The following is a 10,708-nucleotide window of genomic DNA, read 5'->3' as shown; positions in this document are numbered from 1 at the left end:
CGTCCGATCCGGCGGGGGCTCTGCCCCCGGACCCCCGGGATATTTTCGGCAGGATGAGGGAGGGTGCGCGTGGTCGAGCGGGTCTATCTGGACTGGAACGCAACGGCGCCGCTGCGCCCCGAGGCGCGGGACGCGATGCTGGCTGCGATGGACGTCGTCGGAAATCCGTCCAGCGTCCATGCCGAAGGGCGCGCCGCCAAGGCACTGGTCGAGCGGGCGCGACGGCAGGTGGCCGACGCGCTGGGCGCTCAGGGCGCGGACATCGTCTTCGTCTCGGGCGCGACCGAGGGCGCCGCGCTGGCGATGGCCGGGCGCGGCCTCGCCTGCGCGCCGGTGGAGCACGAAGCGGTGGCGGCCTGGGGCGACGGTGGCTTGCCGGTCGATCGGGCCGGGCGGGTCGGCGTGGCGGATCCGGCCGCCAGTGCGCTGCAGCTGGCCAATTCGGAAACCGGCGTGATGCAGGATCTGCCCGATGGTCTGGCCGTCAGCGACTGGACGCAGGCCTTCGGCAAGGTGCCCTGCGCCTTCGACTGGTCCGGCGTGGACATGGCTCTGGTCAGCGCGCACAAGCTGGGCGGGCCCAAGGGGATCGGCGCGTTGGTGATCCGGCGCGGACTGGACGTGGCGGCGCAGATCCGCGGCGGCGGGCAGGAGATGGGCCGCCGCTCGGGCACGGAGAACATCCCCGGGATCGCGGGTTTCGGCGCCGCGGCCGAGGCGGCGGCCCGCGATCTGGCGGACGGCGCCTGGGAGCCGGTGTCCCAACTTAGAACTTTTCTAGAAACAAGTCTTGCTGCCCCCGGCAACCCGACTATTTTGGTCGGGAGAGAGTCGCCCCGGCTGCCAAACACATCCTGTCTGATCACGCCCGGATGGCGTGGCGAGACGCAGGTCATGGCGCTGGATCTGGCCGGGTTCGCCGTCAGTGCGGGCTCTGCCTGCTCCAGCGGCAAGGTACGGGCCAGCGCGGTACTGGGGGCGATGGGATACGAGAGGGCAGGCGAGGCAGATTGCGCGATCCGCGTCTCGCTGGGGCCCACGGTGACGCAGGACCAGGTGGAGCGTTTCGTCGAGACCTTCACCGCTCTGAGGGAAAGGAGACGGCGATGACCGCTCTGGACGAAAAGATCCGCGAAGGTGTCGACCGGGAGACCGTCGAACAGGTCAAGGCCCTGTCCGGGACCTACAAGCACGGCTGGAACACCGAGATCGAGATGGAATACGCCCCCAAGGGGCTGTCCGAGGATATCGTCCGCCTGATCTCGGAAAAGAACGACGAGCCGGAATGGATGACCGACTGGCGCCTCGCCGCCTATCGCCGCTGGGTCGGTATGACCGAGCCGAAATGGGCGATGGTCCAGTATCCCGAGATCGACTTCCAGGATCAGTACTACTACGCGCGCCCGGCCTCGATGACGGAGAAGCCGAAATCGCTGGACGAGGTCGATCCGAAGCTGCTGGAGACCTACCAGAAGCTGGGCATCCCCCTGAAGGAGCAGGCGATTCTGGCGGGTGTGGAACCCGCGCCGGAGGATCGGAAGGTCGCCGTCGATGCCGTGTTCGACAGCGTGTCGGTGGGCACGACCTTCAAGGCCGAGTTGGCCAAGGCGGGCGTCATCTTCTGCTCGATCTCCGAGGCGATCAAGGAGCATCCGGAGCTGGTCAAGAAGTATCTCGGCAGCGTCGTGCCGCAATCCGACAATTACTATGCGACGCTGAACTCGGCCGTCTTCTCGGACGGGTCCTTCGTCTACATCCCGAAGGGCGTGCGCTGCCCGATGGAACTGTCGACCTACTTCCGCATCAATGCCGAGAATACGGGCCAGTTCGAGCGCACGTTGATCATCGCCGACGAGGGGTCCTACGTCTCGTACCTCGAAGGCTGCACCGCGCCGCAGCGGGACACCGCGCAGCTTCACGCGGCGGTGGTCGAGATCGTCGTGCTGGATGATGCCGAGGTGAAATATTCCACCGTCCAGAACTGGTTCCCGGGTGACGAGACCGGCAAGGGCGGCATCTACAACTTCGTCACCAAACGGGCGGATTGCCGGGGCGCGCGATCCAAGGTGATGTGGACGCAGGTCGAGACCGGCAGCGCGGTGACGTGGAAATACCCGTCCTGCATCCTGCGCGGCGACGACAGCCAAGGCGAGTTCTACTCGATCGCCATCGCCAACAACTTCCAGCAGGCCGATACCGGCACCAAGATGGTGCATCTGGGCAAGAACACGAAGTCCCGGATCGTGTCCAAGGGGATCAGTGCGGGCAAGGCGCAGAACACCTATCGCGGGCTCGTCTCGATGCATCCGAAAGCCAAGGACTCGCGCAACTACACGCAGTGCGACTCGCTGCTGATCGGGTCGGAATGCGGGGCGCACACGGTTCCCTATATCGAGGTGAAGAACAATTCCTCGCGGGTGGAGCACGAGGCGACGACCTCCAAGGTGGACGACGATCAGCTCTTCTACTGCCGCTCGCGCGGGATGGACGAGGAGGAGGCGGTGGCCCTCGTGGTCAACGGCTTCTGCAAGGAGGTGCTTCAGGCCCTGCCCATGGAGTTCGCCATGGAGGCGCAACAGCTCGTCGCGATCTCGCTGGAGGGATCGGTGGGGTGAGCATCGAGAACGTCGAGACAGGCCATATCACGCAAACCGGGGTGGATCGGGCTAGACGGCTCGGTAAGGTCGATCAATTTCGTCTCGGTGCTACGGCCCGGGCCGCGGCATTGGGCGGATCCGTTCTGCCTCCGGAAGTCTTCGTGGTAGGAGCGATGGGAGTTGTGGGCGGAGCGATCGGAGGGGCCGTTGCCTTCATGGGGGGCTGGTCGGTGGGGCTTGGAATTGTGCTCGGCGCTGCGGCGACGATGGCGCTTGGAGTTGCCGTCGTGGGCTTGACCGCACCGCGACGTGCGGTCCGCGAGCATTCTGCGCAGATCGCCACCGAGGATGCACGGCGTGAGGAACTTGATCGCAAGTTGGCTGCGGCTCGTGCATCCGGCGCATTTGACCGCTTCGGAAAAGACTGAACATTGCGCCGTAAGGTGCTGACGGAGAAAAGATATGCTGGAAATCAAGAACCTGCACGTCAAACTCGAGGAAGAGGACAAGGCGATCCTCAAGGGTGTCGACCTGACCGTCGAGGCGGGCAAGGTGCACGCGATCATGGGGCCGAACGGGTCGGGCAAGTCGACCCTGTCCTACGTCCTCTCGGGTCGGGACGGCTACGAGGTCACGGACGGTGGCGCCTCTCTCGAAGGAGAGGACATTCTCGAAATGGAGCCGGAGGAGCGCGCGGCCGCAGGCCTCTTCCTGGCGTTCCAGTACCCCGTCGAGATCCCCGGCGTGGGCAACATGACTTTCCTGCGCACGGCCGTGAATGCCCAGCGCAAGGCGCGAGGTGAGGAAGAGCTGTCTGCGGGCGAGTTCCTCAAGGTGATCCGCGCCAAGGCGAAGGACCTCAAGATCGACGCCGACATGCTGAAGCGGCCCGTGAATGTGGGATTCTCGGGCGGCGAGAAGAAGCGCAACGAGATCCTCCAGATGGCGATGCTGGAGCCGAAGATGTGCATCCTCGACGAGACCGATTCCGGGCTGGACGTGGACGCGATGAAGCTGGTGGCCGATGGCGTGAACGCCCTGCGCGGTGAAGGCCGCGCGTTTCTGGTCATAACGCATTACCAGCGTCTTCTGGACCATATCAAACCCGACGTCGTGCACATCATGGCCGATGGCCGCATCGTGAAGACCGGCGGCCCGGAACTCGCGCTGGAAGTCGAGACCAACGGCTACGGCGATCTGCTGGAGAGCGCGTGATGGTGGCGCAGCCCAAGCTCGACGCGCTGAATGCCCGGCTCGACGCGCTGACGCAGTCCGCTGGTGGCGGTTGGCTGGGTGCCGCGCGCGAAGATGCGCTGGGTCGCCTCAAGGCGGTCGGCCTGCCGCATCGGCGCGATGAATACTGGCGCTACACCGATCCTTCGGCGCTGGTCTCCGTCGCGCCCGCCGCGGGCGGGGAGGACGAGGAAGCCGATCCGTTCGACGAGATCGACTGCTTCGAGATCACCATCGAGGATGGAGAGCCGTCCTGGCGCGGCGATCTGCCTGAAGGCATCGATATCGGATCGGTGGCACAGGAAGGCAGCGCTGATATCCACTGGGCGCGAGATATCTATGGCGTGCTGGAGGCGGCCGGTTCGCGGCCCGTCACACGGTCGCTTGCGATGCTGAACACCGCCTTCGCGACCGACGGCCTGTTGCTGCACGTACATGGCACGGTCGATATGCCGATCCACATCCGCTATGTCGGCGGCGGCGATCCGATCCTGCACCATTGCGTGAAGATCGACTCGCAAGCCTCTGTCACGCTTCTGGAATCCGGGTATCCCGGCGCGCGGTTCAACACCGTGATGGAGGTGGATATCGCCGATGGCGGCGCCTGTGATCACATACGGATCCAGGGGCGTGGGGCAGACCGGCACGCAAACACGCATCTTTTCGCCCGGCTCGGATCCGAGTCGGCGTTCAAGTCGTTCACGTTGTCCCAGAACGGAACGTTGACCCGCAACGAGGCCGTGCTGGATCTGACCGGCGACGATGCCTCGGCCCATGTCGCGGGCGCGGCGATCGGGGCGAACGCCTTCCATCACGACGATACGGTCTTCGTGACCCATGGTGCGCTGAACTGCGAAAGCCGTCAGGTCTTCAAGAAGGTACTGCGCGACGGGGCGACGGGCGTCTTTCAGGGCAAGATCCTCGTGAAGGAAGGCGCACAGAAGACGGACGGCTACCAGATCAGTCAGTCTCTCCTGCTAGACGACGACAGCGTGTTCCTGGCCAAGCCGGAGCTGGAGATCTACGCCGACGACGTGGCCTGTTCTCACGGGTCGACGACGGGGGCCATCGACGAGACGGCGCTGTTCTACCTCCGCTCGCGCGGGGTGCCGCGCAAGGACGCGGAGGACTTGCTCGTCCTGTCGTTCCTGGCCGAAGCGGTCGAGGAAATCGCGGACGAGGAGCTGCGTCAGCACGTGACCGACCTTCTGGAAGGCTGGCTCCGCGACTGATGGCCATCAGCCGGGACATCCCGCGGGCCTGGATCCGGCCCGCGACGGTCATGGGCGAGCGCCTGAAGCATGGCGCCAACGACCGGATCGCGTTCGTCTACGTCGCGGTGGGGACTGTTCTGGGCTTCGTCGCGCAATTGCCGGTCCTGGTCCGCCGCTCGCGCGAGCCGGATCCCGTTCTGGACGCCGCCATCGTCGAGGAGGCGGGTGATGCGCGCATCCTGGCGGTCCCGGCCGATCTGGCCCAAGCCAAGTTCGAGGCGATGGTGTCGGGCGCGCTTCTCGGCTGGATCTTCCTCATGCCGCTGATCCTCTATGCGGTGGCCATGGTCTCGCACTGGATCGCTCGGCTGGTCGGGGGCAAGGGGACGGCGCTGCGGGCGCGGATCGCGCTCTTCTGGTCGTTCCTGGTCATCACGCCGGGCCTTCTGCTGGCGGGGCTGACGACGGGCTTCGTGGGTCCCGGTCCGGCGGCGAACGCGGTCGGCATCGTCACGATCTGCGCCTTCATCTGGGTGTGGGTCAATTCCATCTACGTCGCGGAGAGGCCGGAGTGAGGGCCGGACCGAGACCGGTCACGGCGCTGCGGGCCTTTTTTTCCGGTCCGTTGGGGGCTCTGCAGGCGATGCATGCCGAGACGCCCAGGGCGGTTCACGCCGCGATGGCGCTCGTGGTGGCAGCGCTGATTCACGTGGTGCTGGATTACGGCTTCGGTCCCTGGGCCTTTCCCCACACCGTCGAACCCGGCGGCAAGCGTGCGGACGGCCCCGCCATCGGAGCAGCCGTCGCCGTGGCGCGGATCTTCTCGGCGGCGGCCATATTGTGGATGGCCGGACGTCTGATCTACCGGCTGGACATCTCCGGCGCGGCGGCCATGTGGATGACCGTTCCCTACGGCCTGGCCGAGATCGGGCTGGACTTGGTCGAGCTGACAGTGGTGATCGTCTATCGCCTGACGTCGCTGGATATGTACGGTTCCTTTTTCATGATGGGCTACGTCGCGGGCATCCTGGTCATGGTTGTGTCGGTACGTGTCCTCTACCGTTTCGACGATTGGCTGAGCGCGCTGCCCGTTGGGATGGGTGCCGCCATACTCTCGTACTTCCTTCCCCCGCTCGTCCTTCCGGCGGCGGGGGTTTATCTGCTCTGGAGGAGCATCGCACGATGATCGATGTCGCCGACATTCGAAGCCAGTTCCCGATCCTCTCGCGCGAGGTGAACGGCAAGCCGCTCGTCTATCTCGACAATGGGGCGAGCGCGCAGAAACCGCAGGTCGTCTTGGATACGATCCAGCGCGCCTATGCCGAGGACTATTCGAACGTGCATCGGGGGCTGCACACGCTCTCGACCATCTCGACCGAGAATTACGAGGCCGTGCGCGGGACCGTCGCGCGGTTTCTCGGCGCGTCGAGCGAGGAGCACATCGTCTTCACCTCTGGGACGACCGAGGCGATCAACCTCGTGAGCTATGGCTGGGCCGCACCCCGGTTCGAGCCGGGCGACGAGATCGTGCTTTCGGTGGCCGAGCACCACGCCAACATCGTGCCCTGGCACTTCCTGCGGGAGCGGCAGGGCGTGAAGCTGGTCTGGGTCGATGTGGACGCGACGGGCGCGCTCGACCCCGACGCCGTGCTCGGCGCGGTGACCGAGCGCACCAGGTTGATCGCGGTCACCCATCTGTCGAACGTGCTGGGCACGGTGGTCGACGTGAAGGCCATCTGCGACGGCGCACGGGACCGAGGCGTGCCGGTGCTGGTCGATGGCAGCCAGGCGGTCGTCCACATGCCGGTGAACGTGGCCGAGCTGGGTTGCGACTTCTACGCCTTCACCGGCCACAAGACGTATGGTCCCAGCGGGTCCGGCGCGATCTACATCCGGCCCGAACGGATGGCCGAGATGCGCCCGTTCATGGGCGGCGGCGATATGATCCGCGAAGTCCACAAGGACGCCGTCACCTGGAACGACCCGCCGATGAAGTTCGAGGCGGGCACGCCCGGCATCGTCCAGACCATCGGTCTGGGCGCGGCTCTGGAGTGGATGATGGATCTCGGGATGGAGAATATCGCCACCCACGAGGCGGGGTTGCGCGACTACGCCCGCGACCGGCTGGATGGGCTGAACTGGCTGAACGTTCAGGGCACGACGCCGGACAAGGCGGCGATCTTCAGCTTCACGCTGGAGGGGGCGGCCCATGCCCACGACATCTCGACCGTGCTGGACAAGAAGGGCGTCGCCGTCCGCGCAGGGCATCACTGCGCCCAGCCGCTGATGGAGCATCTGGGCGTGACCGCCACCTGCCGCGCGAGTTTCGGTGTCTACAACACGCGCGAGGAGGTGGACGTGTTGGTGGACGCGCTGGAGCTTTGCCACGACTTGTTCGCCTGAGGGCTTTGAGATCGGACCGCTCGCGCTCCCCGGGATATTTCGAGCAGGATGAGGATCAGGCAGCGGTGAAATAGGTCACGGTCGCCTTGGTGATCCGTCGCAGGTCGTGTGGCGCGATCGGAAAGACGTGGCGCGGCGTCCCTGCTGCGGCCCAGATCGTATCGAACTCCGTCAGGCGCGGATCCATCCAGATCGGCGAAGGCGTCAGGTGGCCCACGGGGGCAACGCCGCCGATGGCGAAACCGGTCACGCGGCGGACCGTATCGGCGTCGGCGCGGCCCAGATCGGTTCCGGCCAGCGCGGCTGCGTGAGAGGGATCGACCTGTCTGCCCCCGGCAGTCAGGAACAGCGCGCAGCCATCCCCGGCGGCGAAGAGGATCGACTTGGCGATCTGGTCGATCTCGCACCCGACGGCGGCGGCCGCCTCGGCGGCGGTGCGGGTGGATCCGGACATCTCGACCGGCTCGATGTCCAGTCCGGCCCCATGCAGGGCGGCCGTGACGCGTTTCAGGCTCTTGCTCATGGGGCGTGTCTGTCGCAGCACGGATATGGAGGCAAGACGATGATCCCGACGCGCAGTCCGATCCCCTACGACCCCGAGGCCGGGCAACGGACGTTGGACGCATGTGCGCCGCCCGATGCCTGGGCCGACATCGTGCGCGGGGCGGGCGGCAGCGCGCCCTATCTCGCCGGGTTGTTCGCGCGCGAGGCGGATTGGCTGGGCGGTATCTGGGGCGCCGATCCCGAAGCGACGTTGACAGACCTTCTGGACGGGATCGCGCGGATCGAGGGGGATCCGGCGGCGCCGCTGCGCGTGGCAAAGCGGCGGGCGGCCGCGCTGGTCGCGCTGTGCGATCTGGGCGGGGTCTGGGACACGATGCAGGCGACCGATGCCCTCACGCGGCTGGCCGACGCGGCGGTGGACCGGGCGCTGTCGCTGGCTTGCGCACGGCAGAAGGGGCTGCCCGAGGAGACGGGGCTGGTCGCCTTCGCGATGGGGAAGATGGGGGCCGGGGAACTCAACTATTCCTCCGATATCGACGCGATCCTGCTTTTCGATCAGGCGCGCCACGATCCCGGTGATTATCCGACGGTCCGGGCGGGGCTGGTGAAGGCGGCGCGATTGGCCTGTCGCTGGCTCTCGGACGTCACGGCAGAAGGCTACGTGTTCCGCACCGATCTGCGGTTGCGGCCCGATCCGGCCTCCACCCCGATCGTGCTGTCGATGGAGGCGGCGGAGCGGTACTACGAGGGCTTTGGCCGCACCTGGGAGCGGGCGGCCTGGATCAAGGCGCGGCCCTGCGCGGGTGACCGCGCGGCGGGTGAGACGTTTCTCGCGACGATGCGGCCCTTCGTCTGGAGGCGGCATCTGGACTTCGCCGCCGTGCAGGACGCCCACGACATGCGGCTGGCAATCCGCGATCACAAGGGCGTTTACCGCGACTGGGACGTGCCCGGCCATGATCTGAAGCTGGGGCAGGGCGGGATCCGGGAGATCGAATTCTTCACCCAGACGCGCCAGCTGATCGCGGGGGGGCGCGACGAGGGCCTGCGCGTGCGCGGCACGCTGGACGGGCTGTCACGGCTGGCCGCCGCGGGCTGGGTGCCCGGAGCCGAAGCCGAGATCCTGTCGCGGCATTATCTGACCCTGCGCGATGCCGAACACCGGGTGCAGATGGTGCAGGACGCCCAGACACATCGGCTGCCGCGCGATCCCGACGGGTTGCGGCGCATTGCCTGCCTCTCGGGCGAGGGCGATCCGGATCGCTACGTCGCCGGGATGCGCGAGGTTCTGCGCGAGGTCGAGGCGATAACGGACACGTTCTTCCGCCCCTCGGACGCAACGGCGCCACCGACCCCGGACGTGCCCGAGCTCGACGCCGCGGCCGCGCGCTGGCCGACATATCCCGCCCTACGCTCCGAGCGCGGCCGTGCGAGTTTCGAACGGTTGCGCCCGCGGGTGACGGCGGCACTGGCGGCGTCGGAGAGGCCGGCCGAGGCGGTGGCCGCGTTCGACGGCTTCCTGCGGGGGCTGCCCGCAGGGGTGCAGCTCTTCGCCTTGTTCGAGGCATCACCGGCCCTGATCGACCTGATAGTCGACATCTGCGCGACATCGCCCGATCTGGCGCGCTTCCTCGCGGCCAATTCGGATGTTTTCGATGCAGTGCTGAACGGGTCCTTCTTCTCTCCGCTGGACAGGTTCGACGCCCCGGCGGCGGATGGCGATTTCGAGACGGTGCTGGATGCGCTGCGTCTCTGGCACCGGGAGGCGCATTTCCGGATCGGCGTCCATCTGCTGCGGGGCCTGGCCACGCCCGGGGAGGCGGGGGCCGGATATGCGCAGCTGGCCGAGGCCGCGCTCGGCGCCGCATGGGATGCGGCCCGGGCCGAGACGGAACGCCGCTGCGGGGCGGTGCCCGGACTGCGGCTGGCGGCGCTGGGGATGGGCAGTCTGGGGGCAGGGCGACTGACCGCGCGATCGGATCTGGATCTGGTGGTGCTCTATGATGGTGATCCCGATGCCGTCTCCGATCGCAAGGGGTTGGGCCAGCGGCAATGGGCGGCGAAGTTCACCCAGACGCTGATCACTGCGCTGACCGCCCCGACAGGGGCGGGGCGGCTCTATGAGGTGGACATGCGGTTGCGTCCTTCGGGTCGGCAGGGCCCCGTGGCGACATCGCTGGCCGGGTTCGAGGCCTACCAGGCCTCGGAGGCCTGGGCGTGGGAACATCTGGCCCTGACCCGCGCCCGTGCGGTCACAGGAGATGCGGGACTGAGGGAGGCGGCCGAGACGGCGCGTCGAAAGGCTTTGCGCGCCTCCCGGTTTTCTGCGGCCGAGGTCCTGACCGCCGTGGCGGACATGCGCGATCGCCTGCGCGCGGCGGGCCGGACCGGTTCCGGCCTGGCGGTGAAATCCGGACCCGGCCGCCTGCAGGAGATCGGGATGGCGGCGCAGGCGAACGCTTTGCTGGCGGGCTGCACGGATCAATCCATGCTTGGACAATTGACGGCGGAGGGATGGCTGACCGAAGCGGAGCGGGACGTACTGAAAGACGCCGGGACGCTGTTCGCAGACGTCGCCGGGGCTGCCGCGCTTTTGGGCAAGGCGGATGCGACCGAGCCGGGCCTGGGCGGCGGCGCCTATCTCGCCCGCACGACCGGGCGTCCGGATCTCGAAACGCTGCGCGCGGATTGCGACGCGGCCGCCGAGCGGGCCGACGCTGCGATCGGGGCCGCGGTGGCGCGGGGCCGGGGATAGGG

The 10,708-nt window shown here is 67.3% G+C and carries 10 protein-coding genes; 9 read left to right on the top strand and 1 reads right to left on the bottom strand.

Features of this window, described 5'->3' with window-relative positions; genetic code table 11:
- Nucleotides 1-69: 69 nt before the first annotated feature.
- Genes jaqu_RS01735 through jaqu_RS01700 form a run of 8 tightly spaced genes read left to right on the top strand, consistent with a single transcriptional unit; the run spans nucleotide 70 to nucleotide 7,447 of the window.
- Nucleotides 70-1,110 (top strand): cysteine desulfurase family protein, encoded by a 1,041-nt coding sequence (locus jaqu_RS01735; protein ID WP_043917218.1) that lies wholly within the window; start codon nucleotides 70-72, stop codon nucleotides 1,108-1,110.
- Nucleotides 1,107-2,615, top strand: a complete 1,509-nt coding sequence (gene sufB / locus jaqu_RS01730; RefSeq protein ID WP_043917215.1) for a Fe-S cluster assembly protein SufB — start codon at nucleotides 1,107-1,109, stop codon at nucleotides 2,613-2,615. The genes jaqu_RS01735 and sufB overlap by 4 nt, the downstream gene beginning before the upstream one ends.
- Nucleotides 2,612-3,025: a hypothetical protein gene (locus tag jaqu_RS01725; protein WP_043917214.1), complete on the top strand. Its 414-nt coding sequence runs from the start codon at nucleotides 2,612-2,614 to the stop codon at nucleotides 3,023-3,025. Before sufB ends, jaqu_RS01725 begins: the two co-directional genes overlap by 4 nt.
- A gap of 34 nt (nucleotides 3,026-3,059) precedes the next feature.
- Nucleotides 3,060-3,812, top strand: a complete 753-nt coding sequence (gene sufC / locus jaqu_RS01720; protein ID WP_043917213.1) for a Fe-S cluster assembly ATPase SufC — start codon at nucleotides 3,060-3,062, stop codon at nucleotides 3,810-3,812.
- Nucleotides 3,812-5,062, top strand: coding sequence for a SufB/SufD family protein (locus jaqu_RS01715; RefSeq protein WP_089268390.1), 1,251 nt, complete (start codon nucleotides 3,812-3,814; stop codon nucleotides 5,060-5,062). Before sufC ends, jaqu_RS01715 begins: the two co-directional genes overlap by 1 nt.
- Complete coding sequence (locus jaqu_RS20380; protein WP_052500717.1) at nucleotides 5,062-5,619, top strand: hypothetical protein; 558 nt, start codon at nucleotides 5,062-5,064, stop codon at nucleotides 5,617-5,619. Before jaqu_RS01715 ends, jaqu_RS20380 begins: the two co-directional genes overlap by 1 nt.
- Nucleotides 5,616-6,230: a hypothetical protein gene (locus jaqu_RS01705; RefSeq protein WP_043917212.1), complete on the top strand. Its 615-nt coding sequence runs from the start codon at nucleotides 5,616-5,618 to the stop codon at nucleotides 6,228-6,230. Before jaqu_RS20380 ends, jaqu_RS01705 begins: the two co-directional genes overlap by 4 nt.
- A complete protein-coding gene (locus jaqu_RS01700; protein ID WP_043917211.1) occupies nucleotides 6,227-7,447 on the top strand; it encodes a cysteine desulfurase in 1,221 nt (406 codons plus the stop codon). Before jaqu_RS01705 ends, jaqu_RS01700 begins: the two co-directional genes overlap by 4 nt.
- 55 nt (nucleotides 7,448-7,502) lie before the next feature.
- Here the strand turns inward: jaqu_RS01700 and jaqu_RS01695 are convergent, their stop codons facing one another.
- Nucleotides 7,503-7,970, bottom strand: a complete 468-nt coding sequence (locus tag jaqu_RS01695) for a YbaK/EbsC family protein (RefSeq protein ID WP_043917210.1) — start codon at nucleotides 7,968-7,970, stop codon at nucleotides 7,503-7,505.
- Nucleotides 7,971-8,009: 39 nt separating this feature from the next.
- Here jaqu_RS01695 and jaqu_RS01690 point away from each other — a divergent pair, with 39 nt between their 5' ends.
- On the top strand, nucleotides 8,010-10,706 hold the full coding sequence (locus tag jaqu_RS01690) for a [protein-PII] uridylyltransferase family protein (protein WP_043917209.1): 2,697 nt from the start codon (nucleotides 8,010-8,012) through the stop codon (nucleotides 10,704-10,706).
- Nucleotides 10,707-10,708 lie beyond the last annotated feature (2 nt).

Source organism: Jannaschia aquimarina (assembly GCF_000877395.1).
GTDB lineage: Bacteria > Pseudomonadota > Alphaproteobacteria > Rhodobacterales > Rhodobacteraceae > Jannaschia > Jannaschia aquimarina.
The sequence above is the reverse complement of the archived record's forward strand: the minus strand, read 5'-3'. Positions and strand labels throughout refer to the sequence as shown.

Excerpts from the sequence above, each read along its gene's own strand:
- sufB (WP_043917215.1), top strand. The coding sequence starts at position 1,107 with ATGACCGCTCTGGACGAAAAGATCCGCGAAGGTGTCGACCGGGAGACC.
- sufC (WP_043917213.1), top strand. The coding sequence starts at position 3,060 with ATGCTGGAAATCAAGAACCTGCACGTCAAACTCGAGGAAGAGGACAAG.
- jaqu_RS01715 (WP_089268390.1), top strand. The coding sequence starts at position 3,812 with ATGGTGGCGCAGCCCAAGCTCGACGCGCTGAATGCCCGGCTCGACGCG.
- jaqu_RS20380 (WP_052500717.1), top strand. The coding sequence starts at position 5,062 with ATGGCCATCAGCCGGGACATCCCGCGGGCCTGGATCCGGCCCGCGACG.
- jaqu_RS01700 (WP_043917211.1), top strand. The coding sequence starts at position 6,227 with ATGATCGATGTCGCCGACATTCGAAGCCAGTTCCCGATCCTCTCGCGC.
- jaqu_RS01695 (WP_043917210.1), bottom strand. The coding sequence starts at position 7,970 with ATGAGCAAGAGCCTGAAACGCGTCACGGCCGCCCTGCATGGGGCCGGA.
- jaqu_RS01690 (WP_043917209.1), top strand. The coding sequence starts at position 8,010 with ATGATCCCGACGCGCAGTCCGATCCCCTACGACCCCGAGGCCGGGCAA.